At 69.8% G+C, this 23,656-nt stretch carries 18 protein-coding genes and 1 tRNA gene; 10 read left to right on the top strand and 9 right to left on the bottom strand.

The window, feature by feature from the left end; genetic code table 11:
• Window positions 1-106: 106 nt before the first annotated feature.
• Together YWY_RS20365 and YWY_RS20370 are read right to left on the bottom strand one after the other, a co-directional pair.
• Window positions 107-2,980, bottom strand: a complete 2,874-nt coding sequence (locus YWY_RS20365) for an FAD-binding and (Fe-S)-binding domain-containing protein (protein ID WP_084608952.1) — start codon at window positions 2,978-2,980, stop codon at window positions 107-109.
• A 19-nt stretch (window positions 2,981-2,999) separates the two neighbouring features.
• Window positions 3,000-4,643 carry an alkaline phosphatase D family protein gene (locus YWY_RS20370; protein ID WP_038044512.1) on the bottom strand — a complete coding sequence of 548 codons (1,644 nt, stop codon included), beginning with the start codon at window positions 4,641-4,643 and terminating at the stop codon, window positions 3,000-3,002.
• Between the two features lie 221 nt (window positions 4,644-4,864).
• Between YWY_RS20370 and YWY_RS0104960 the strand changes: the two genes are divergently transcribed.
• From YWY_RS0104960 to YWY_RS20375, 3 genes are all read left to right on the top strand, one after another.
• Window positions 4,865-6,700, top strand: a complete 1,836-nt coding sequence (locus YWY_RS0104960; RefSeq protein WP_028846699.1) for an AMP-dependent synthetase/ligase — start codon at window positions 4,865-4,867, stop codon at window positions 6,698-6,700.
• Between the two features lie 71 nt (window positions 6,701-6,771).
• Window positions 6,772-7,413 (top strand): response regulator, encoded by a 642-nt coding sequence (locus tag YWY_RS0104965; protein ID WP_028846700.1) that lies wholly within the window; start codon window positions 6,772-6,774, stop codon window positions 7,411-7,413.
• An 88-nt stretch (window positions 7,414-7,501) separates the two neighbouring features.
• Window positions 7,502-7,771: an ANTAR domain-containing protein gene (locus tag YWY_RS20375; protein ID WP_051309761.1), complete on the top strand. Its 270-nt coding sequence runs from the start codon at window positions 7,502-7,504 to the stop codon at window positions 7,769-7,771.
• A gap of 52 nt (window positions 7,772-7,823) precedes the next feature.
• Here the strand turns inward: YWY_RS20375 and YWY_RS0104975 are convergent, their stop codons facing one another.
• A complete protein-coding gene (locus YWY_RS0104975; RefSeq protein WP_028846701.1) occupies window positions 7,824-8,741 on the bottom strand; it encodes a cation diffusion facilitator family transporter in 918 nt (305 codons plus the stop codon).
• Between the two features lie 191 nt (window positions 8,742-8,932).
• Here YWY_RS0104975 and YWY_RS0104980 point away from each other — a divergent pair.
• A tRNA-Arg gene (locus tag YWY_RS0104980) sits at window positions 8,933-9,005 on the top strand.
• A gap of 469 nt (window positions 9,006-9,474) precedes the next feature.
• On the opposite strand, the gene YWY_RS0104985 is transcribed toward YWY_RS0104980, so the two are convergent.
• A complete protein-coding gene (locus tag YWY_RS0104985; protein WP_051309763.1) occupies window positions 9,475-11,220 on the bottom strand; it encodes an AMP-binding protein in 1,746 nt (581 codons plus the stop codon).
• A 171-nt stretch (window positions 11,221-11,391) separates the two neighbouring features.
• Between YWY_RS0104985 and YWY_RS0104990 the strand changes: the two genes are divergently transcribed.
• A complete protein-coding gene (locus YWY_RS0104990; protein WP_028846703.1) occupies window positions 11,392-12,384 on the top strand; it encodes an o-succinylbenzoate synthase in 993 nt (330 codons plus the stop codon).
• 5 nt (window positions 12,385-12,389) lie between these two features.
• Here the strand turns inward: YWY_RS0104990 and YWY_RS0104995 are convergent, their stop codons facing one another.
• From YWY_RS0104995 to YWY_RS0105005, 3 genes are all read right to left on the bottom strand, one after another.
• Window positions 12,390-13,262, bottom strand: a complete 873-nt coding sequence (locus YWY_RS0104995) for an alpha/beta fold hydrolase (RefSeq protein WP_038044515.1) — start codon at window positions 13,260-13,262, stop codon at window positions 12,390-12,392.
• A 64-nt stretch (window positions 13,263-13,326) separates the two neighbouring features.
• The gene (locus YWY_RS20380) at window positions 13,327-14,367 is read right to left on the bottom strand and encodes a nucleotide disphospho-sugar-binding domain-containing protein (RefSeq protein WP_245566559.1); all 1,041 of its coding nucleotides are present in this window, start codon (window positions 14,365-14,367) and stop codon (window positions 13,327-13,329) included.
• A gap of 144 nt (window positions 14,368-14,511) precedes the next feature.
• Window positions 14,512-15,006 carry a GNAT family N-acetyltransferase gene (locus tag YWY_RS0105005; protein ID WP_028846705.1) on the bottom strand — a complete coding sequence of 165 codons (495 nt, stop codon included), beginning with the start codon at window positions 15,004-15,006 and terminating at the stop codon, window positions 14,512-14,514.
• A 51-nt stretch (window positions 15,007-15,057) separates the two neighbouring features.
• On the opposite strand from YWY_RS0105005, the gene YWY_RS0105010 reads away from it, so the two are divergent.
• The gene (locus YWY_RS0105010; RefSeq protein ID WP_028846706.1) at window positions 15,058-15,666 is read left to right on the top strand and encodes a TetR/AcrR family transcriptional regulator; all 609 of its coding nucleotides are present in this window, start codon (window positions 15,058-15,060) and stop codon (window positions 15,664-15,666) included.
• Here YWY_RS0105010 and YWY_RS0105015 read toward each other — a convergent pair.
• Together YWY_RS0105015 and YWY_RS0105020 are read right to left on the bottom strand one after the other, a co-directional pair.
• Entirely contained in the window at window positions 15,663-17,159 is a 1,497-nt protein-coding gene (locus YWY_RS0105015; protein ID WP_028846707.1) for an MFS transporter, read from the bottom strand. The two genes, YWY_RS0105010 and YWY_RS0105015, sit on opposite strands and share 4 nt — an antisense overlap.
• 25 nt (window positions 17,160-17,184) lie before the next feature.
• A complete protein-coding gene (locus YWY_RS0105020) occupies window positions 17,185-18,081 on the bottom strand; it encodes an ABC transporter substrate-binding protein (protein ID WP_028846708.1) in 897 nt (298 codons plus the stop codon).
• A 188-nt stretch (window positions 18,082-18,269) separates the two neighbouring features.
• On the opposite strand from YWY_RS0105020, the gene YWY_RS0105025 reads away from it, so the two are divergent.
• The 4 genes from YWY_RS0105025 to YWY_RS0105040 are packed head-to-tail and all read left to right on the top strand — an operon-like array spanning window position 18,270 to window position 23,381.
• Window positions 18,270-19,868, top strand: a complete 1,599-nt coding sequence (locus tag YWY_RS0105025) for an ABC transporter substrate-binding protein (protein WP_028846709.1) — start codon at window positions 18,270-18,272, stop codon at window positions 19,866-19,868.
• Between the two features lie 26 nt (window positions 19,869-19,894).
• Window positions 19,895-20,926 (top strand): ABC transporter permease, encoded by a 1,032-nt coding sequence (locus YWY_RS20385; RefSeq protein WP_051309766.1) that lies wholly within the window; start codon window positions 19,895-19,897, stop codon window positions 20,924-20,926.
• Window positions 20,923-21,774 (top strand): ABC transporter permease, encoded by an 852-nt coding sequence (locus tag YWY_RS0105035; RefSeq protein WP_038044519.1) that lies wholly within the window; start codon window positions 20,923-20,925, stop codon window positions 21,772-21,774. Before YWY_RS20385 ends, YWY_RS0105035 begins: the two co-directional genes overlap by 4 nt.
• Window positions 21,771-23,381, top strand: coding sequence for a dipeptide ABC transporter ATP-binding protein (locus tag YWY_RS0105040; RefSeq protein WP_028846711.1), 1,611 nt, complete (start codon window positions 21,771-21,773; stop codon window positions 23,379-23,381). Before YWY_RS0105035 ends, YWY_RS0105040 begins: the two co-directional genes overlap by 4 nt.
• Window positions 23,382-23,656: the final 275 nt, after the last annotated feature.

A 23,656-nucleotide genomic window follows, 5' to 3' on the forward strand; every position in this document is an offset into this window, starting at 1 on the left:
GACTCCGGTGTCGGGCACACTGACGGCACAGTCTCGACGCCCCCGGCAACGCGCCTCCGGCGTCATCGAACCGGAGCGGTGTCGCACGGGCCGGAATCGCCCGGCGCTACAGCCTCTGGGCTTGCGTGCTCTCCAGATCGAGTCGCGCGGCGAGCACTTCGGCCAGGTGCCGCGACCGGATCCCGGCCAGTTGTTCGAACTGGGTCCGGCAGCTGAACCCGTCGGCGACCACCGCGGTGCCGGGTGGCTGGGCCGCCAGCGCGGGCAGCACACCCTGCTCGGCCACCTTGCGAGAAACCTCGTAGTGCCCGCGCTCGAAGCCGAAGTTCCCGGCCAGCCCGCAACACCCCGCGTCCAGCACGGTGGTCGCCGCACCGGTGGCGCGGAGCAACGCTGCGTCAGGACCGGCGCCCATGACGGCGTGCTGGTGGCAATGCACCTGCAGGGCTGCCTGCTCGCCCTCCTTCGCCTTCGGCACCTCCCAGTCCGGAGCGAACTTCGCCAGCAGCTCGGCGAGGGTGTACGTGTTGTCGGCGAGCATCCGCGCGTCGGCGTCGTCCGGGAGCAGTTCGGTGGCGTCCGACCGGAACAGCGCGGCACAACTGGGTTCCAGCACCAGCATGGGCACGCCCGCCGACACCACCGGCGCCACCGTGCGCAGCGCGTGGCGGAGCTTGCGCCGGGCCGCCTTCAGCTGCCCGGTGCTGAGCCAGGTCAGCCCGCAGCACACCGGCCGCGACGGCAGCAGCACGTCGAACCCGGCCGCCCGCAGCACCCGCACGGCCGCCTGCCCGATGGCCGGGGCGAAGTAGTTGGTGAACGTGTCCGGCCACAGCAGCACCGACTTCTCCGGCAACGGTTCCTGCCGCAGGCCCTGGTCGAACACCTCGGTGAACGGACGCCGGGCGAAGGCCGGGATACGACGCTGGGGCGCGATACCACCCATGCGCTTGACCAGCCCGCTGGTGATCTTCGACGAAGCGACCCAGTTGACCACCCGCGGAGCCTTGGCGGCGATCCGCGCCAGCCGGGGCAGCCAGCCCATCGAGTAGTGCGACGCAGGCCGCAGCCGATGCTTGTACCGCTGGTACAGGTACTCCGACTTGTAGCTGGCCATGTCGACGCCGACCGGGCAGTCGATCTTGCAGCCCTTGCACGACAGGCACAGATCCAGTGCTTCGGCGACTTCCGGTGATTTCCAGCCCTTGGTGACCGTCTCGCCGAGCAACATCTCCTGCAGCACCCGAGCCCGGCCACGGGTGGAGTCCTTCTCGTCCCTGGTGGCGCGATAGCTCGGGCACATCACGCCGCCGGAGCCGGTGCGGCAGCGCGCGACACCGACACAGCGATGCACGGCCCGGCCCAGCTCGCCGCCGTCCTCCCGCAAGGCCAGCTCGACCCGCGGCGTCCGCCACCGGTGGCGCATGCGCAGGTCGTCGGCAACCCCCGCCGGATCCACGATCACCCCGGGGTTGAGCCGCCCCCGCGGGTCCCAGATCGCCTTGAACCGGCCGAACGCCCGGATCAGTTCGTCGCTGTACATGGTGGGCAGGTGCTCGGACCGGGCACGGCCGTCCCCGTGCTCGCCGGACAGCGTGCCGCCGTGCGCCACCACCAACTTGGCCGCCTCCGCCATGAACCGCCGGAAATGCGCGACCCCGTCGTCCGATTGCAGGTTGAAGTCCAGCCGGACGTGCAGGCAGCCTTCACCAAAATGCCCGTACACCACGCCCTTCAGGCCGAACTGGTCCAGCAGGCGGTGGAAGTCGCGCAAGTACGCGCCGAGGTTGCGGGGCGGCACGGCGGCGTCTTCCCAGCCCGGCCAGGACAGCACCCCGTCGACCGAGCGGGTGGCCAGCCCGGAGCCGTCCTCACGGATCTTCCACACGGTGCGCTGCGCCGCCGGATCCTCCACCACCCGGACGTCCAGCACACCGTCGATGCCCCGCAGCGCCTTGACCATCTCCTCGGCTTCCCACGCGGCCGCCTCCACGTCCACCAGCAGCCACGCCGATCCCCTGGGCAGCACCCCCTCGGGGACCGCGTCCGGACGACGATCACGGAGCACGTCGAGGATGCGGTCGTCCATGCCTTCGCACGTCAGCGGCTTGTGTTCAAGGATCGCCGGGACGGCGTCGGCCGCCGCGATCGAATCCGGGAAGCCCACCACGATCAGCCGTTGGCACTGCGGCAGGGGCACCAGCTTGATCGTCGCAGCCAGCACGATCACGCACGTGCCCTCGCTGCCGACGAGTGCCCGCGCCGCGTTGCAGCCGTTCTCCGGCAACAGGTGATGCAGCGCGTAACCGGAAACCTGGCGGGAGAACCGGCCCAGCTCGCTACGCAGCACCGCCTGATGCTCCTCGGCCAGCCCCCGCAGCGCGGCGTGGATGCGCCCCGGCCTGCCGCCCCGGCTGATCACCACGTCCAGCTCCGACTGGCTCATCGGACCGAGCGTCATCCTGGTGCCGTCGTAGCAGAGCACGTCCAGCTCGAGGACGTTGTCCGAAGTCCGTCCCCACGCGACCGAGTGCGAGCCGCACGCGTCGTTGCCGATCATCCCGCCGATCGTGCAGCGGGCATGGGTCGACGGGTCCGGCCCGAACCGCAGCCCGTACTCGGCAAGCACGGCGTTGAGCGCCCCGGGCACGACGCCGGCTTCCACCCGCGCCGTCCTGGCGTGCGGATCGACGGAGATGATCCGGTTCATGTGCCGCGACAGGTCGAGCACCACGCCGGAGCCGATCGCGTTGCCGGCGATCGACGTGCCACCACCTCGCGTGGTGATCGGCACGTCGTGCTCGGCGCACACCTGCACGGCAGCGGCCACGTCGTCGGCGTCGCGCGGAAACACCACGCCCAGCGGGACTTTGCGGTAGTTCGACGCGTCGGAGCTGTACTCGGCGCGGCGTCGAGCAGAGAAATCCACCTCGCCACGAACGGCACTTGTCAGCGCGTCGGCCAGTTCGGAGAGCCACATCGCGCTTCAGTCTGCCGTTCTACACCGGATTCGCAACCGATCTCAACCGTTGCGCACCGGCTGGAGTGATCATCGAACGGGCGTGCTTTGCCGGGCTGTCCGGGGCTTCCCGGTCGGCCAGGTAGTACCAGTCGCACTGGGTCCGTTCCGGCGTCACGTCCAGCACCGCGAAACCGTGCGAATCCATCTCCGCGTACTTCAGGTGGCGATTGAGCGTGCGGGCCGCCGTTTCCACCGCGATCGAGGCGGTTCGCGGCGGCACACCGGCGATGTCGTCCAAGTTGTCCGAAGTCACCGACGGGACGACGAACTCGGTCGCCACCGTCGGCGACAGCGGGTACGCACCGGCGTCGACCGGGATCTCGGCAGCGAACGACATGTGGATGTCGCCGGTCAGGAAGACCGTGTCGCGCACTCGCTCGCGGCGCAGCTGCCGGACCAGCTGACGCCGCTCGTACTGGTAGCCGTCCCACTGGTCGTAGTTGATCGGCCCGCCGTCCTCGGGCAACAGGCCGAGCAGGTCCGCCAACGGCTTGCCGATGATGCGCGGCACCGGTGGAAGCAGCAACGGCGCGAACATCACCGACGTGCCGATCAGCTTCCACTGCACGTCGGCGCGCAACGACTCCTGCAGGAACGCCAGCTGCGCATCGCCCGCCATGACCTGATCCGGGTCGTCCGCCCGGCCTGCCTGTCCGACGTCGAGCTGACGAGAGCGATAACTGCGCAGGTCGAGCATGGTGAGTTCGGCCAGCGCGCCGAACCGAAGCCTGCGGTAGATCACGCCGCCCGGCCCGAGCCGGACCGGCATCCACTCCCGGTACGCCTGCTTGGCCGCGGCACGGCGCTCGGCCCAGGTGCCCTCGGAACCCTCGGTGTGGTTCTCCGCGCCACCGGACCACGCGTCGTTGGCGAACTCGTGGTCGTCCCAGGTGACGATCCACGGGCACGCGGCATGCAGCGCCTGCAAGCTCGGATCGGTCTTGTACTGCGCGTGGCGTCGCCGGTAGTCCGACAGCGTGGTCATTTCGTGCGGCGGATCATGCGGCCGGAACGTGCCGTACTCGTTGGGCCCGTACTCGTACAGGTAGTCGCCGAGGTGCAGGACGGCATCCAGATCGCCGCGTTCGGCCATCCGCCGGTAAGCGGCGAAGTGCCCGGCCTGCCAGTTGGCACACGACACGACACCGAACCGCAGGCGGGCAGGCACGACCCCGTCGGCCGGAGCGGTCCGGGTGCGCCCGACCGGTGAAGAGCTGCCGAGGCAGGAGAACCGGTAGTAGTACTCGGTCCCCGGCCGCAAACCCCCGGCGTCGACCTTGACCGTGTGGTCGCGGTCCGGCCCGGTGGTCACCTCGCCACCGGCGACCACGGAGGTGAAGTCCGCGTCGGTGGCGACTTGCCAGGTGACGGCGACCTGCGGGCCTCGGCCGGAACCGGGCACGGCGTCGGCGGCCGGGGTCACCCGGGTCCAGAGGATGACGCGATCCGGCAACGGATCGCCCGACGCCACACCGTGGCGAAAGACGTCCGTTTGAGCACGCGCGAAAGGCAAGCTCAGCGCGGGGACGGCCAGGGCGGCGGCCCCGCCTGCTCGGATGACCGAGCGGCGACGGATCCGGGGCATGCGGGAAGCGGTCTCGGGGTCCGATGGCTCGCGCATGGCTGGTTCAACGGCTGGCCCGCCGGAAGGAAACGATCTTGCCGGCACGTTCCCCGGAAAGGCGGAGCCGCGCGGCGTGATCCGGATACGGGCGTGTCCGGAATGACTTCGGAATGGTCACGATTGATCGGTCAAGGAGTGAAACCCGTCACGTTCAGACCCTAGTCTGCAGTGGCCGGGGTTACCGGCGGTCGCAGCAGCCGAGCTGGGAAAGGCCAACGATGACCACGACTGGCGAGATCGCGCTGACACATCAGAGTGGCAAGAAGGTACGGACGCTGCCGGAGGCGTTCCAGGAAACCGCCCGGCTACGCCCGTCCGCGGTGGCGTTGCGGACGCCGGGGAACAAGGTCGCCATCACCTGGCGGGAGTACGCCGACCGGGTACGCAAACTCGCCGCCGGGTTCGCCGCTCTGGGGGTCGGCCACGGCGACACGGTCGGCGTGCTGCTGACCAACCGGCCGGAGTTCCACCTGGTCGACACGGCCGCGCTGCACCTCGGCGCCGCGCCGTTCTCCATCTACATCACCTCGTCGCCGGAGCAGATCAGCTACCTGTTCAGCAACGCCGACAACAAGGTGGTCGTCACCGAGCAGAAGTTCCTCAAGACGATCCAGGCGACTCAGTCGGACGTCGAGCACGTCGTGGTGGTCGACGGCGAGGCGGGCGAAGGCACGCTGACGCTGGACGACGTCATGGCACGCGGTTCGGACGACTTCGACTTCGAGGCCACGTGGCAGGCGGTCCGGCCGTCGGATCTGGCCACGGTCATCTACACCTCCGGCACCACCGGCCCGCCGAAGGGCGTGGAGATCACCCACGCCAACCTGATGGCCGAGGCCGACGCCATCGTCAAGCTCACCGCGACCACCGCGGACGACCGGATCACCTCGTACCTGCCGCACGCCCACATCGCGGACCGGATGACCGCGCACTACGCGAACCTGCTGATGGGCGTCCAGGTCACCACGGTGGACGACCCGCGCGCCATCGCGGCCGCGCTGCCGGACACCCGGCCGACAGTGTGGCTGGGCGTGCCGCGGGTGTGGCAGAAGCTCAAGGCGGGCGTCGAGGCCAAGCTGGCCGCGGAGGAAAGCCCGATCAAGAAGAAGCTGGCCGGCTGGGCGGTGGACGTCGGGATCAGGGCGGCCAAGCTGCGGCTGAACGGCGAGAGCGTCCCGCTGCCGCTGCGGATCCAGGCGCAGCTGGCGGACCGGCTGGTGCTCGGCAAGATCCGCCACGCGCTGGGTTTCGACCAGCTGCGGCACGGCATCAGCGGGGCGGCCGCCATCCCGATCGACACCCTGTACTTCTTCTGGGGCCTCGGCATCCCGGTCTACGAGGTGTGGGGCATGTCGGAGAACTGCGGCGGCGCCACGTCCAACGTGGCGGGTGCCAACCGGGTCGGGACGGTCGGCAGGCCGATGCACGGCATCGAGGTGAAGCTGGCGGAGGACGGCGAGCTGCTGCTGCGCGGGGCCGTGGTGATGCGCGGCTACCGCAAACAGCCGGACAAGACCGCGGAAGCGATCGACGCCGACGGCTGGCTGCACACCGGTGACATCGGCACGATCGACGAAGACGGATACGTGCGCATCGTCGACCGCAAGAAGGAATTGATCATCAACGAGGCCGGCAAGAACATGTCGCCGACCAACATCGAAAACGCGATGAAGGCGGCGTCACCGTTGATCGGCCAAGTGGTCGCGATCGGCGACAACCGGCCGTACATCACCGCGCTGGTGGTCCTGGATCCGGAAGCAGTGCAGGCCAAGAAGGATGATTTCGGCCTGGCCGAGCTGACGCCGTCCGCCGCGGCGGAGAATCCGAAGGTGCGCGACGCGGTGACCGCGGACATCCGGGAAGGCAACAAGCGGCTGTCCCGGGTGGAGCAAATCAAGCGGTTCGTCATCCTGCCGCAATTCTGGGAACCCGGCGGGGACGAAATTACGCCTACGATGAAACTGAAGCGCAAGCCGATCGCCGAGAAATACGCGGCGGACATCGAGGCCCTGTACTCGACGCCTGCCGGACCCGCGGTGATCGATCTCGGCTGACGCGGCAGCGGGCGGACCGTGCCGGACCCTCCCGCTGCCGTGCCTGCCAACGGCCAGCGGGAGGGTGTCGCATGATCCGGGTGTTCCTGGTCGACGACCACGAGGTGGTCCGCCGCGGTGTGGCGGACATGCTGGAATCCGATCCCGAGCTGGCCGTCGTCGGCGAAGCCGCCACGGCCGATCAGGCGTTGGCCAGGATCCCGGCGCTGAAACCGGACGTCGCGGTGCTCGACGTCCGGCTGCCCGACGGCAACGGGGTGGAGCTGTGCCGAGAGCTGCGCTCGTCGATGCCGCAGCTGCACTGCCTGATGCTCACCTCCTTCACCGACGAGCAGGCCATGCTGGACGCGATCATGGCGGGCGCCAGCGGTTACGTGATCAAGGACATCAAGGGCATGGACCTGGTCCGCGCGGTGCGGGACGTGGCGAGTGGCCGATCGCTGCTGGACAACCGGGCGGCCAGTGCATTGATCACCAAATTGCGCTCGGACACCAAACCGGAAGGCCCGCTGGCGTCGCTGACCGAACGGGAACGGACGTTGCTCGAGCTGATTGGGGAAGGATTGACCAACCGGCAGATCTCCGAGCGCATGTTCCTCGCCGAGAAGACGGTGAAGAATTACGTCTCCCGCCTGCTGACCAAGCTGGGGATGCAGCGCCGCACGCAGGTCGCGGTACTCGCCGCGAAGCTGCGCAACGACCAGGGCCGTTGAGCGGCCGAGGTTCCCGCATGGTTGGGGACTTTTTGCCCTTCCTGCCACCCGCCGGCGCTGAGAGCATCAGTTGCCGAGGAGGTCGGGAATGCCTAGATCCAGGGAAGCCGAGCTTCTGAAGACGGTCCAGCACTACAAGACCCTGAGTGAACAGCTGCAGCACGCGCTGGAGAGCCGGATCGCCATCGAACAAGCCAAGGGAATTCTGTCGGAACGCTACCGGATCACGGTCGACGAAGCGTTCCAGCTGCTCCGCTCGTACTGCCGCGCGCACAACCTGAAGATCGCCGATGCCGCGCGGGCGTTGACCGTTCGCCCGGAGAAGCCGACTGCACCGACGGGTCACGCGGTAGCCTGATCACCCCTACGGCCCGGCCGCCGAGGCCGGGCCGTGTTCCACGACTGGGGGATCACCAACTGAGTTCGGCGCACCGCGCCGCCGCGCTGCGCGGTTCGACCTGCATGGTCGCGTGCTCGATGTGGAAGTCGTCCGCCAGTACGCGCTGCGCCTCGGCCAGCACCTCGGCGCTGTCGGCGTCGTCGTCGATGGTCAGATGCGCCGACGCCACTTCCATACCGGACGTGAGCGTCCAGATGTGCAGGTCGTGCACGTCCGTCACGCCCGCGATGCGCTCCAGCTGGCCGGCTACCCGCTCGACGTCGATCCGCTCCGGCGCGTGCTGGAACAGGATGCGCAGCGACCGCCGCGCCAGGCCGACCGCCCGCGGCAGGACGTAGACAGCCAGGGCGACACCGATGATCGGGTCGGCGTAACGCCAGCCGGTCAGCAGGATGACGGCGCCGCTGATCAGCACGGCGACCGAGCCGACGAGGTCGGCCAGCACCTCGAGGTAGGCGCCGCGCACGCTGAGGCTCTCCTGCGCGCCGGATCTGAGCAGCAGGAAGGCCACGAGGTTGGCCACCAGGCCGACCAGCGCCGTGACGACCACCGGCAGCCCCGGCACGTCCGGCGGCGCGGCGAAGCGGGTGACGGCTTCGTAGAGCACGTAGCCCGCGACCGCGAACAGCAGCGCGGCGTTGAGCAAGGCGGAGAGCACCTCGCCCCGGTACATCCCGAACGTGCGGGTGGACGTGGGCTTGGCGACCCGCGCCAGCACGATGGCCACCAACGCCATGCCGATGCCGAACACGTCGGTGAACATGTGCGCGGCGTCGGAGAGCAGGGCCAGGGAGCCGGTGAGCACGCCGACGGCCACTTCCAGCACCAGGATCGTCAAGCCGATGCCGAACGCCGCCAGCAAGCGCTTGAGGTAGCGCCCCGATGCGTGCCCCGGCCGCGTCGGACCGTGGTGGTGGTGGTGGCCCACTGCGTCTCCCTCTCCGTCGGTCTTGCCCGAGGTAACCCACTGGGTCGGTGCGGATAACCCACCGGGTCGGTGCAGACACATTGTCAGATGCGCATATGTTCACGCAACGCCCCGGCGCCGTGATGCCGACCGCATGACAAGGCCGCTACGGGCATGCGCTACTCTTGCTACAGCACACCACACCGGTGGTTGCCCTTGTAGCTCAGTGGATAGAGCACTGCCCTCCGGAGGCAGGTGTCGCAGGTTCGAATCCTGCCAAGGGCGCACAGCGCAAGACCTGAAAGAACGGCCCCGACCAGCGGAAACGCCAGTCGGGGCCGTTTTCGTCTCCACGTGGCCTGCCACGGCCGAACCCAGCCGGACACGGGCACTTACGCGCAGTGCACGTGACGAGTCGAACGGGGCGCTGGACACGATGCCCTGACGCTTCCTGGACGCGCTGCCGGGCCACGCCGTCCTGTCCGCGCACACAGATGGGCGCAAGCGAAGCCGCCCGACTGACGACCCGCACCCACCGCCCCCCCCCGCACACACAGATGGGCGCAAGCGAAGCCGCCCGACTGACGACCAGCACCCACCGCCCCGCCCCGCACACACAGATGGGCGCAAGCGAAGCCGCCCGACTGACGACCGGCACCCACCGCCCCATCCCGCACACACAGATGGGCGCAGGTCTCCGTCACCACGCTGAGCGAGTGCCCTGCGAGAGCGCGGGCAGCCGGCCGCGCTCCGCTCAGCCGGACTGCCCGCCCTTCAGCTGCGGGAACTGGTCGTCCCGCCACTCCCCCGAACGAGCCTGCCCGGCCGACGACTGCTCCCGCTGCCTCAGCTCGACCCGGCGGATCTTGCCGGAGATCGTCTTCGGCAACTCGGCGAACTCCAGGCGGCGCACCCGCTGGTACGGCGCGAGGTGTTCCCGGGCGTACTTGAGGATGTCGAACGCGGTCTGCTCGGTCGGCTCGTAGCCGGGAGCCAGCGCCACGTAGGCCTTCGGCACCGCCAGCCGCACCTCGTCCGGAGCGGGCACGACCGCCGCCTCGGCCACCGCCGGGTGCTCGATGAGCACGCTCTCCAGCTCGAACGGGCTGATCTTGTAGTCGGACGCCTTGAACACGTCGTCGGTCCGGCCGATGTAGGTGATGTAGCCGTCCTCGTCCCGGGAAGCCACGTCGCCGGTGTGGTAGAAGCCGCCCGCCATGGCTTCCGCGTTGCGTGCCTCGTCGCCGCGATAGCCGGTCATGAGCGCCACCGGATGTGCCGACAGGTCGAGGCAGATCTCCCCCTCGCCGACGCCTTCGACCACCTTCCCGGTGGTGGGGTCGACCAGGACCGTCGGAATCGCAGGCAGCGGCCGCCCCATCGAACCCGGCTTCACCGGCGAGCCCGGGGTGTTGCCGATCTGCGCAGTCGTCTCCGTCTGGCCGTAGCCGTCCCGGATGGTCACGCCCCACCGGCGCTCCACCTGGCTGATCACCTCGGGGTTGAGCGGTTCACCGGCGGCCACCAGCTCCCGCAACGACTCCGGCTTGCCACCCAGATCCGCGTTGATCAGCATCCGCCAGACCGTCGGCGGAGCGCAGAACGAGTTCACCGCCTCGTCGCGCAGCCGGGTCAGCAACGACGCCGCGTCGAATCGCGCGTAGTTGTACACCAGCACGGTCGCCTCGGCGTTGTACGGCGCGAAGAAGCACGACCACGCGTGCTTGGCCCAGCCGGGCGAGGAGATGTTCAGGTGGACGTCACCGGGGCGGATGCCCAGCCAGTACATCGTCGACAGATGCCCCACCGGGTACGAGGCCTGCGTGTGGACCACCAGCTTCGGCCGGGACGTCGTGCCGCTGGTGAAGTAGAGCAGCAGCGTGTCGTCCGGGGCCGTGCCCGGGTGCTCCACCACGGGGTTCTCGATCCCGTAGGCCTGCTGCAGGTTCAGCCATCCGTCGGCGGGGCCGACCGACACCTTCCGGTAGTCCCCGGGCACGTCGGCGAACTTCCCGGTGTCGCCCGGGTTGCAGACCACCATGCTCGCCTCGGCGCGCTCGACACGGTCCAGCAGGTCCTTCGGGCCGAGTGCCGTGGTCGCCGGGAGGATGACCGCGCCCACCTTCATCACGCCGAGCATCACGTCCCACAACTCGACCTGATTGCCGAGCATGACGAGCACGACGTCGCCCTTGCCGATCCCGTTCTCCCGCAGCCAGGCGGCGACCTGGTCGGACCGGTGCGCCATCTGCGCGAACGAGACCGACGTGCGCTCACCCGCCTCGTCGAGGATCACCAGGCCCGGGCGGTCGTTGCCCCGGGCGATCTCGTCGAACCAGTCGTGCGCCCAGTTCCACCGCGGCCCCACGTCGGGAAACGTGAACTCGGCGGCGGCCTGGTCGTAGTCGTCACGGAGGTCGAGCAAACGGTCACGGGCGGCCCGGAACCGGGCGGTCGAGGTTGCGGTGTCCACGCTGACTCCCTTGCAGACGGTTCGCATCGGTGACGACGGCGAGGGTGGTCAAGGTCCGCCGAATGCGCAAGACCCGTCACTTCGATCGGGGGGCCGGCAGGCGCACCGCACCGCGCATGCCGGTGCCGCGCCCGGCCGGGCACATCACTACCGTGGTGCCAGCAGCCGCTCTCGCCGAAACGAGGACATCGACGCCTGATGACCAGCGACATCGACTTCGACGGTGCGCACGTCTATGCCATTCCGATGCGCACTCGCTTCCGTGGCATCACAGTGCGGGAGGGCATGCTGATCCGCGGCCCCGCCGGGTGGGCCGAGTTCTGCCCGTTCGCCGACTACGACGACGTCGTGTCGGTGTCCTGGCTGGCTGCCGCCGTCGAACAATGCGCCGTGGGATGGCCTGAGCCGGTACGCGATCGCATCCCGATCAACTGCACCGTCCCGGCCGTCGATCCGGTGCGCGCTCACGACATCGCGGCACGTTCCGGCTGCAGCACCGCCAAGGTCAAGGTCGCCGACCATCCCGACTCGCTCTCGGAAGACCTCGCCCGCGTGGAAGCCGTACGCGACGCGCTCGGCCCGAACGGCGCCATCCGGGTGGATGCCAACGGCGTGTGGGATGTCGACACGGCCGTGACGCACATCCGGCGGCTCGACCGCGCCGCCGGCGGCCTCGAGTACGTCGAGCAACCGTGCCGCACGATCGAGGAATTGGCCGCTGTCCGCCGCAAGGTCGACGTACGCATCGCCGCAGACGAGTCCATTCGCCGCGCCGAGGATCCCATGCGCGTCGCGGTCGCGGGCGCGGCGGATGTGGCCGTGATCAAGTGCACGCCGCTCGGCGGGGTGCGTCGAGCACTGCGCGTGGCCGAAGCCGCCGGGCTGCCCTGCGTGGTTTCCTCGGCGCTGGAAACGAGCGTCGGTCTGTCCGCCCAGCTGGCGCTGGCCGGGGCGTTGCCCGAACTCGACTTCGCCTGCGGCCTCGGCACGCTCGCCCTGCTCGAGGGAGACGTCGTTGCCGATGCCTGCTCACTGCGGCCGACCGACGGATACCTCCCCGTACCGCGGACGCCACCTGCCCCTGACCCGGTACTGCTCGAAACCTATGCCCCCGACCCCGCGCGAGCTGCGTGGTGGCGTGACCGGCTGGCGCGCGTCCGCGCGCAGCTCGCATCCGCCGAGCAAGTTTGACGCCGTCAGCGCCCGATTTGCACCTCGTCCGCGAGAACCAGCAGCTCCTTGCGCACCAGATCCGGGCGTTCGTCGACGATGAAGTGCCCGCAGCCCGGCACGCGCTCGAGGGTGTAGCTGTCGGCGCGCGCGGTTTCCGCCGCCGCCAACGCGGGGTGGATGGCCGGGTCGTTCATCCCGAACAGGGCGCGGATCGGCACGGTTGCGCGTCGGCGCTCCGGATGCCGGGCCAATGCCGGGAACTCGTGCAGCACGAACGTGCGGTAGGTGTCGCGGGCCGCCTTCGCGCTGACCGGATTGCGGAAGGCGTCCGCGAAGATGCGCGCCGCCGATGCGTCCACCCCCGCTTTCACGAGCAGCGTGTGGACGAAAGCGGTGTGGCGGTGCAGGGGAACGCCGGCGACCGCAACCACCGGCTGATACCCGAACCGCCACAAGTGCGGCAGCACCGTGGACGGTCGCTGCCAGGGGTGGGCGATGTTCAGCGCCAGCAAGCCCGCGATGCGTTCCGGTGCCCGCAGCGCCACCAGATACCCGATCCACCCGCCCCAGTCGTGCCCGGCCAGCAGGACCCGGTCGAGCCCGAGCTCGTCGAGCAAAGCCAGTACGTCACTGGCCACGGCCTCCTTCGACCATCGGTGCGGTGCCGGCCCCGACCAGCCGTATCCGGGCAAGTCGGGAGCGATGACGCGCATGCCGTCCGGTGGGTCGGCGAGCAGGTCCCGGTAGCAGTAGTGGTGCTGTGGCCAGCCGTGCAACGCCAGCACCGGGGTGCCCGATCCCGCTTCGGTCACGTGGAAGCGCACTCCCCTGGCGACGACCGTGTGCCGTCGCACGCCGGGAATCTCCGGCGGCGCCGATGCCTGCCGAGCGGTCATGCCCTGATCATCGGCCACCGACCGTGAACCCGGCCAGTCCCACGGCTGGCGAGCGGAGATCCCGTCACGCCGCGCACAGTCTCTCCACCGCGTCCGCCGCACGTTCGGCGCCGCCGCTGCGCCGTACTTCGTCGCGCAACTCGGCCAAGCGGTCCGCCTTGTCCATGGCTGCATCGACCGCTGCGCGCAGCCCCTCCGGAGTCAACGGTTCGCCGGGCCGGGTTCCGGCTCCGATCTCCACCAGGGTGTTCGCGTTCAGGAACTGGTCGACGGCCTGCAGCAGCACCACCGTCGGCACCCCGAACCACAACGACTCCCCCGCACTGGCCATGCCTGCGTGCATGACGAACACCGATGCGTGTTCGAGCACGTCCAGCTGCGGCTGGGTGCGTGCGGCCGTGATCCCGTCGGGCAATGGGGCGAGCGAAGCGGGGTCGACCTTCCCGGTGGCCAGCACCACGCGGTAGTCCCCGGCCAGCCCTTCGACACAAGCCCGGTAGATGTCCGGGCGCTGGGTGTAGCTGGTGCCCAGCGCCACGTACACCAATGGCCGGTCATCGCCGGGCTCCGGTGCCCAGCCGGTACGGCGTGCCGGGTCGGGACACGGTCCCGCAAACACGTACCGGCTGGAGACCCGGTCGGCGTTGGGTTGCAGAACCTTCGGGATCAGCACGACGCACGAGTCCGGCTTGCCGAGGAAATCGTCCGGGTCGACGACCATGCCGTGATCATCGAGCCACCTGCGCAGCGTGGCGTAGTAGCGCTGCCCGGTCGGCGACGCCTTCAGCTGCCGGGTGTGCTCGGCGATCTCCTCATCCATGCCCTCCCAGGCGACGTACGCGGTGGACAGCTGCACCGCGGGCACGCCCCAGTGGTGGGCCGCCACCCGGCCGGCGTGACCGCCGATGTCGTAGAGCACCGCGTCCGGCCGGGGAATCCGCTCCAGCATCGGCTGCACCGCGGCCAACGCGTCGTCCAGGAAGATCTGCATGGCCGCAGCGGTGTCTTCCGGCCAGTGTTCGTCGGCGTCCGGCATGATCGAGTCGTGGCTGACGACCTCGGCGCCAGTCGCGGCCACCAACCCGGCAAGCCGCTCCCCCACCACGTACGTCGCCCGGTGCCCTCGCGCGACCAGCTCCGCAATGACCGGAAGGCCCGGGTAGGACGTGACTCGGCGCGGTCACGCCGGCCGTCACCAGATGCATGGTTGTGTTCACCGACCTTCCGTGGTTTCGCCGAACGAATCCGGTCAGCTCCCCGCGCGCAGGTCCAGCGCCCAGTCCTGACCGACGAGATCGTGCCCGAACTTGTGGATCTCCTCCTGCCGGACGAGCTGAAAGCCACGGGACTGGTAGATCTTGCGCGCCGAGGCGAGCAGGCTGACCGTCCACAGCACCATGCGCCGGTAGCCGGCATCGCGGGCGAAGGCGATGCAGGTGTCCACCAGGCGGCCGCCCAAGCCGCGGCCCCGCGCCGCCGGGTCCACCACAAGCACCCGCAATTTCGCCGTGTCCTCCTCGTCCCCGGCCACACACAGCACCGAACCGACCCGGCGGCCGTCCAGCTCGGCGATCCATCCGGCCTCACGCTCCGGGTCGTGGCCGGTGGCGTAATCGGCCACGATGCGGGCCACCAGCGCCTCGTACGAAGCGTCCCAGCCGTGCTCCTTGGCGTAGATCTCGCCGTTCGCCTGCACGATCCACCCGAGGTCCCCGGGTTGATCCAACCGCCGGATGGTGTCCATGACCACGCTCCGTTACTGAAACGACTGTGTCAGTCGTGTCATGCTAACGCCATGGCCGAGGCGACCTCCACTTCTTTCGACCCTCCTGGCTCCGGCGAAGCCACGCCTTCACCGCGCAAGACCGAATTGCTCGAACGCGCCTACCAGTACGCGTTGCAGCACGGCGTCGCGAACATTTCACTGCGCCCGCTGGCCTCCGCGATCGGCTCCAGCCCGCGCGTCCTGCTGTACCTGTTCGGCAGCAAGGACGGCCTCGTTCGGGCGCTACTGGCGCGCGCTCGAGCGGAAGAACTGCGACTGCTGGAGCAGCTGCGCGCCGAGCGGGGCGCGGAGCACACCGGCCTGGCCGTCGTCGTGGAGCGGATCTGGGACTGGCTTGCCGCCGAGGACCGACGCGGCTTGCTGTCGCTGTGGGTCGAGGGCTACGCACGCTCGCTGATCGACCCGGAAGGGCCGTGGGCGGGCTTCGCCGAGGACACCGTCGACGACTGGCTGAAGCTGCTGGCCGAACATCAACCGGCCGGGGAACGCGACACCGCCGAGGCAAAAACCCGGCGCACGGAAGCCCTCGCCGTCCTGCGCGGGGCTTTGCTCGACCTGCTGGCGACCGGCGACCGTGCCCGCGTCACCGCCGCCGTCCACGCCTGGACGAGCCGCTAACGGGAACCGGCTGCCGCGAGCACCAGCTCCCCCGCGCGAGTTCGTCGTTGCCGCCGTAGGTCCGCCACCGCGACGGCGAGCGCAATGACCAGGAACGCCGAGGCCACCGAAGCGGCGTGGTCCAGGCCCGCGAGATGCACCGCCGCGGGCGCATCGACCAGCGAATACCCGCCGCCGTAGACCACGGTGTAGTAGGCCATGGAGGCCACGGCGACCCCCACGCTGTTGGCGATCCGCTGCCCGAGCTGACCGATCGCGCTCGCCGCGCTGCCCTCACCCGGCGGCACATCGCTCAACGTCATGGAATGGTTCGGCGAGACCACCAAGCCGGCACCGAGCCCCTGCGGCAACTGCACCAACGGGATCGCCCACAGCAGCACCCACGACGGCGCCAGATGGATCACCAGCAGCGTCGTGGCCATGCATCCCAGCGCCAGGGCCATTCCGGTCGCGGTCAGCACCCGACCTCGCCGCGCCACGAGGCGTCCGCCAGCCCAGGCTCCCACCACCGACGTCGCCGACGACGGCAACATCACCAGCCCGGCGAGGAACGGACTGAATCCTTCTGCCTGCTGCAGGTAGATCGTCAACCCGAGGACGAACCCGGGGCCGCTGGCGAACCAGGTCAGCGAGATCAGCACCCCGGCCCGGAACGACGGGATACGCAGCAGGTGCGCGGCGACGACCACCGAGTGCCCGGCCGCGGCCCGGCGCCTGCTGTGCCGGACGAACCAGACCCCCAGGACCCCGGCGACCACCAGCGTGCCCCACCGGGCGGAAACGTCGCCCGGCTTGCCCGTGGTGAAGACGAACGGCGCGAGCAGCGCGATCACCGCACCGCTGCCCAACGCCAGGCCGGCGAGATCGACGTCGACGACCCCCCGCGGCCGTCGCTGTTCGCCCCCGGCGAACGGCAGGATCGCGTGCGCGGCGACCACCAGTGCGAGCCCGATCGGCACGTTCATCATGAACACGCCACGCCACCCCAGCTCGGGGCTGGTCGTCAGCAACCCGCCCAGGCTGGGCCCCAGCGCCGTCGCCAGGCTCACGCACATCCCGTACACGCCGAACGCCCTGCCCCGTTCGGCGGGCGGGAACATCTGCTGCACCAGCCCCATCACCTGCGGCATCAGCATGCCTGCCGCCACCCCCAGGACGGCACGCCCGGCGATGAGCACGGCGGCCGAGGTGGCCACGGCACAGAGCACGCTGGCAGCCAAGTACAGATACAAACCGGCGTAGGTGAGCGCCAGACGCCGCCCCTGGTCCCCGGCCCGCCCGGCGGGCACCAGCGTCACCGCGAAGCACAGGACGTAACAGGCGGAGATCAGCTGCACCCCGACCGGCCCGGGGGCGAGCGCCCGCTCGATCGACGGGATCGCAATGGACACCTTGTGGATGTCCAGCAGCAGCATGCCCGCGGTGGTGCCACACAACACCAGCGCGAACCGTCGCCGACCGAGCGGAGCGCCCGGCTGGTCGCTGGTCGTCACAGCGGCCTGCCCCATGCCTGCGGGCTCAGGCTTCCTGCAGGATCTTGGTGTTGTCCACCAAGGCCTCGAACTCGTTGTCGCTGTCGATCAGGCCCCAGCTGGCCACCCAGGCCACCGTGCGGTCGAAGTGGTCCTGCGGGTACGGGCCGGGGTGGATGTAGCGGAGCCTGCCGAGCTTGAAGTCGCCCGGCTCCAGCTCCGCGATCGGCGCCGCCTGCTCGATGAAGTACCGCAGGTACGGGCGGATGTCCTCGTGGATCTTGTCCACGCCGCGCGCCACCGCCCGGTTGATCTTGGTGAACGTCTCCGCGTCGATGGCGTCGTTGGCGATCTCCGCGCCGTAGTAGTGCGCCTCGGCCAGCACCTTGTAGCCCAGCTTCTCGGCCACGGTGATCCACGGCTCCATCACCGCCACCACGTCGATGTCGCCGTCCCGCAGCGCCGCGAAGCGCTCCTTGCCCTTGATGCCGATCAGCTTGATGTCCTCGCGCGGCAGAAAGCCTTCCAGCGTCTGCAGCGCCAGGTAGTGCGACCCGTGGTGGAAGTTCACCCCCACCGGCACGCCCGCCAGGTCGCCGGGCACGTTGTAGGGCGAGTCCGGACGCACGATGATCGCCTGGCTGGCCACCGCCGCCCGCCTGGCCACCACCTTGCCGTTGACCTGGCTGTCCTGCGACCGGCGCAGCTGGCCCCACTCGCACGCGTTGTACAGCTGCGTCCGCCCCGCCTCGAACAGCTTGAAGCTGCTGAACGAGGACACCTGCTGCGGGCTTTCGATGAACCGCAGCTCCGTCTCGTCCTGCGTGGCCCTGCGCACCAGCTCGACGTCGAGCCCTTCGTCGGCGAAGTAGCCCTCCTCCTCCGCGACGTAGTAGGGCAGGTAGAAGACCGCGCTGGACGCCTCGATCTTGATCTTGGACATGTCGCCTCCGTAACCGTTGCTCCCGCATGGAGCTCGTGAACGGCCGTGACGCTAAGGCGCTCATCACCCATGGCGACAGCTTTTCCACATTGCGGGAGCATGTCCCACAAATGGGGATCGCCCGTCTAGCGTGCGCTGACGACGCATCGTGCACGGCAACCGACAACGCACACCGACGGGAGTGATCCATGAAGCGCAGGACGCGTCGCGCGGCGATCGCGACATTGGCCAGCTTGCTGACGGCCACGGTGGCACTCGCCGGGTGTGCCGACGGCGGGGCGCGCAGCCGGGCGTCCGACGACGGAACACCGGTGCGCGGGGGCACGCTGGTCTACCGGGCGGCCGGGGGCACCAAGTCCAACGACCCGGCGACCACCACCGGCTACGGCCTGGCGGTGCCGCTGCGCGGGGTGGTGGATTCGCTGGTCTTCCACACCGCCGACGGCGACTTCGCGCCGTGGCTGGCGACGAAGTGGAAGGTCAACGCCAACGCCACCCGCTACGAGTTCACCTTGCGCCGCGACGTGACGTTCAGCAACGGCGAGAAGCTCGACGCCGCCGCAGTCAAGCTCAGCTACCAGGCACTCCGGAAGGGCGGCGCGAAGTACGCGGTCGCGAACCAGTGGATCGGCGACCTGAAGCGGATTCGTACCCCGGACGACCACACCGTGGTGTTCGAGTTCAACCGGCCGAACTCCGGCTTCCTCCAGGCGGCGTCCAGCATGGTGCTGGGCATCGTGGCACCGGAGACCGCACGGCTGCCGTTCGAGCGGCGCCAGAACGGCCGCAGCATCATCGGGTCCGGGCCGTTCGTCATCTCGGAAAGCCGCGGTGACGAGGGCTACACCCTCACCAAGCGCGAGGACTACCACTGGCCGCCCGCGCCGGCCCGCAACCAGGGCCCGGCGTATCTGGACAAGATCGAGGTCCGGCACATCCAGGACAACAGCATCGCCGCGGCCGAGCTGCGCTCCGGCGGGCTGGACCTGCTGCACAACACCGAACCGGCGGACAAGACCGCGTTCGCAAGCAGCGACGAGATCACCATCCGGCGCGAGCCGTTGCCGGGCGCGGCCCTCGGTTTCGCGGTCAACACCGGCCAACCCGGCCTGGACGAGCGCGCGGTGCGGCGCGCACTGTCGCTGGCCATCGACCGCAAGGCGGTGCTGGCGCGGGCTTCGGCCATCGACAAGCCCGCGACCAGTGCCTACGCGGCCAGCAACCCGTTCCACACCGACCTGTCGGACAAGATCGTCACCGACGTGGCGGAAGCCCGCAGGCTGCTGGACGCCGCGGGCTGGCGCCCGGGACCGGACGGGGTGCGCACCAAGAACGGCACACGGCTGTCGTTCACCCTGGTCTACAGCCCGTCGACCATCTCGCACGAGCCGAACATCGCCGTGGTCCAGTCCCAGTGGCGAGCCATCGGGGTGGAGCTGACGTTCGGCAGCCTGACCCAGGCGGAGCTGAACCAGCGGCTGCAGTCGGGCGACTACTCATTCGCATGGGCATCCGGCACCCGCCCGGACGCCGACGTGCTGCGCTCCATCTACGGCGGCCTGGATCCCGAGCTGGACAAGGTCTTCGCGGGCATCCTCGCCGAGCCCGACGTCGCCAAGCGGAAGAAGCTGGCCGTCAAGGCCGCGTCCATCATCCTGGACGAGGCGTACTTCATCCCGCTGTACGACTTCATCCAGCCGCTGGCCTACCGCACCACCACGCACCTGCCGCTGTTCGAGGCCACCCACCTGCCGTGGCTGGGCGACGCGTGGGTCAGCAAGCAGTGATCCCGGGCCGAGCGAAAGCCACTGCCATGACGACTACACCTGCGGAAACGGTAGCGCGCCGGACACGGGCTGGCGGACTGCTGCGCACGGCAGGCAGCAGGCTCGCGCACGCCGCGGCGGTCATCTTCATCGCGTACTCCGCGACGTTCTTCCTGTTGTTCGTCCTGCCGGGCGATGCGGTGCTGGCCCGCATCGGCACCACGGACACCATCGGCTCGGCGGACGTGTCGCAGCTGAACCTCGACGAGCTGCGCGACGAGGTGGGTTTGACCGACGACCTGGGCACCCAGTACCTGCGCGGCCTGACCGGCCTGCTGCACGGTGACCTCGGCCGGTCCCTGGTCACCGAGGAGCCGGTGGCGGGCATGATCGCGGACGTCCTGCCGAGCACCGTGACGCTGGCCGCGGTCTCGCTGGTGCCGGCGGTGCCGCTCGGTTTCCTGCTCGCGGTGCTGGCGGTCAACCCACGGTCACGCCTCGTCCGCGCCGTCGCCTCGCTGCTGCCCTCGGCCTACGTCAGCCTCCCGGTCTTCTGGGTCGGGCTGCTGTTCATCTACCTGTTCTCGCTCACCCTCGGCTGGTTCCCGTCCAACGGCAGCGAGGAGCCCGCGGCGCTGGTGCTGCCCGCGACGGTGCTCGCCCTGCTCGGCGCCGCACAGTTCGCCCAGGTGCTGATCAGCAGCTTGCGCGCCGAGCTGGGAGCCAGTTACGCCGCGGTGACCGCCCCGGCGAAGGGGGCGGGCCGGTTCACCGTCGTCTGCCGGCATTGCCTGCGCAACGCCTCGTTCCCGTTCCTGGCCGTGTTCGGCCTGCGGGTCGGGTCGTTGCTGGGCGGCACCGTGGTGGTGGAGATGGTGTTCAGCCGGGCAGGCCTCGGCAGGCTCATGGTCGACGCGGTCAAGGCCGTCGACCTGACCGTGGTGCTCGGCCTCGTCGTGGTGCTGGCCGCGGTCTACGTGGTGATCAACATCCTGGTCGACGTCGGTTACGCACTGCTCGACCCGCGGCTGCGCCGGCCGTCCGGAGCAGGTGCAGGCAGCACGGAGGCACGCCCATGACCGATGCCACTCTGACCACCACGACACGTACGGCGGAGCGGCGGCTGAGCAGGCCGCGGGTTCGCGTCCGGGAGTTGCACGTCCACCTGACGCTGCTCGCCGGGCTGGTGCTGGTGGGAATGTTCCCGTCACTGGTGGCCCGGCACGACCCGTACGCGCTGGACGGGATCCCGTTCACCCCGCCGTCGGGCACGTTCTGGTTCGGCACCGACGAGATCGGCCGCGATCTGTTCTCCCGGGTGGTGCACGGGTTGCAGATCTCGCTGTTCTCCGCGGCGCTGGCCATCGCGGTGGCGCTGGTGCTGGGCGCGGTGATCGGCGTGCTGTCCGGTCTGCGGCCCGGTGGCCTGCTGGATCGGCTGCTCGGGATCGTCACCGAGTCGGTGATGGCCATCCCGTCGGTGCTGCTCGCGCTCGCCGTGATCACCGCCTACGGACGGGGCGCGTTCGTGGCCGCGGTCGCGATCGGCATCGGGGAGGCGACCGGGTTCGCCCGGCTCATCCGCGGCTGCGTCATGCAGGCGTCGACGCAGACCTACGTGGAAGCGGCGCGCACCTGCGGTGCGGGTCCGCTGCGCGTCGTCGTCCGCCACATCGTGCCGGCCATCTTCTCCCCTGTGCTCGCCTACACGGCGTTGCACTTCGGGCTGGCCATGCTGGCCATCGGCGCGCTGAGCTACCTGGGCTTCGGGGAGAGCCCGCCGTCGCCGGAGTGGGGTGTGCTGATCGCGGGAGGTCAGAAGTACCTGGCGCACGCCTGGTGGGTGGCGATCATTCCCGGGCTGGTGCTGGCCGCCGTGGTCGTGCTGCTCAACCGCATCGCCTACCTGCTGCAGGAGCACCGATGACCGAACCGTTGCTGGCCGTCAGCGAGCTGACCGTGCGGTACCGGAGGGGCCGCAGCTGGGACACCGCGCTCGACTCGGTGTCACTGGAGATTCCCCGCGGTGAGGTCACCGCGGTGATCGGCGAGTCGGGGTCCGGCAAGAGCACGTTGGCGCACTCCGTCGTCCGCCTGCTGCCGGGCAACGCGGTGGTGGACTCCGGACGGATCGAGCTGGCCGGTGAGCCGCTTCCTGCGAAGAGCGAGCGGGAGTTCCGGCGGGTACGTGGCCGGCGCATCGGCTTCGTTCCGCAGGATCCGATCGCGTCGCTGAACCCGACGAAGACCATCGGCGCCCAGCTGCGGGAGTGCTTCACGCTGACCGGGTCCGCGTTGCCACCGGCGGCCGTGACCGGACGGCTGCGGCAGGACCTGCGCGACGTGGGGTTCGCCGATCCGGACGACGTCATGCGCCGCTACCCGCACGAACTCTCCGGCGGCATGCGGCAGCGGGTGCTGGTGACCATGGCGTTCTCCAAGCGCCCGGAGCTGGTGATCGCCGACGAGCCGACCAGCGCGCTGGACGTGCTGGTGGGGCGCGAGGTGCTGGCCGCCATTCAGCGGGTCAGGGAGAAGCACTCGGCCACCGTCGTGCTGATCACCCACGACCTGGTGCTGGCCAGACGGCACGCGAGTCACGTGGTGGTGTTGCAGCGGGGGCGTGTCGTCGAAGCCGGCCCGGCCGAGCGGGTGTTCACCGAGCCGCACCACCCCTACACCGCGAGCCTGCTGCGCAGCTCGGCGCGGGTGGAGCGCGGGCGGGTGCTGAGCATCGCCGAGACCGTGCGTCCACGGCAGGTCCCGGAGCAGGACCGGCACGCGGACCCGGTGATCGAGCTGACCGGCGTGAGCAAGCGGTTCGGACCTGCTCGCCATGGCACGCAAGCGGTGGACGACGTGTCGCTGTCGGTCCGGGAGGGCAGCACGTTCGCGCTGGTCGGCGGGTCGGGCTCGGGCAAGACCACGACCAGCAGGATCATCCTGGGCCTGGAACGGCCCGACCGGGGCACGGTCCGGGTTCTCGGCCAGGACGTGCCCGCCCTGTCCCGCAAGCGACTGCGCGAGCTGCGCAGGCACATGCAGGTGGTGTATCAGAGCCCGTTCGCCTCGCTGAATCCTCGGATGCGCCTGGCGGACATCATCGCCGAGCCGCTGGTGGCCTATCGGATCGGACGCCGGGCGGACCGCCGAGACCGGGTTCTCCAGCTGCTCGATCTGGTGCATCTGCCCGCCTCGTACGCCGAGCGCAGGCCGGGCGAGCTGTCCGGCGGCCAGCGCCAGCGCGTGGCCATCGCCCGGGCGCTCGCGCTGAATCCACGGCTGCTGGTGCTGGACGAGCCGGTGTCCGCGCTCGACGCCACCATCCAGGCACAGATCATGGCGTTGCTCGGCGAGATCCAGACCGCGTTGGATCTGACGTACTTCCTGATCACCCACGACCTGGCGGTGGTGGCGGAGGTGGCGCAACACGTGGCGGTGATGCGGGCGGGCCGGCTGGTGGAGCAGGGCGCAGCGGCCGACGTGCTGCGAAACCCCGCCCACGACTACACCCGCGAGCTACTGGCGGCATGACGATCGCGGCCGTCTCGGGGCGTGGTTGCTGCAGGAGGCCCACCAGGCACGGCTTGCGGCTCAGCGAGCGGATCCCGGCCGACTTGCCTCAGCAAACCCGCCCCGGGGGCTGCCTTGGCACAGATCATGGAGGTCGTGACTGTCCACGCCCACCTCATGTCACCGCCCAGCCGACCCTGATGGATGCGTCGCGGACGCAGCGCCCGGACAGTGTCCAGCCGGGAGCCCGACGAGGCGCCGCGAACGCAGCACCCCGGACCGCTTCCACCCGAAAA

The sequence above is a fragment of the Thermocrispum agreste DSM 44070 genome, assembly GCF_000427905.1.
GTDB classification, from domain to species: domain Bacteria; phylum Actinomycetota; class Actinomycetes; order Mycobacteriales; family Pseudonocardiaceae; genus Thermocrispum; species Thermocrispum agreste.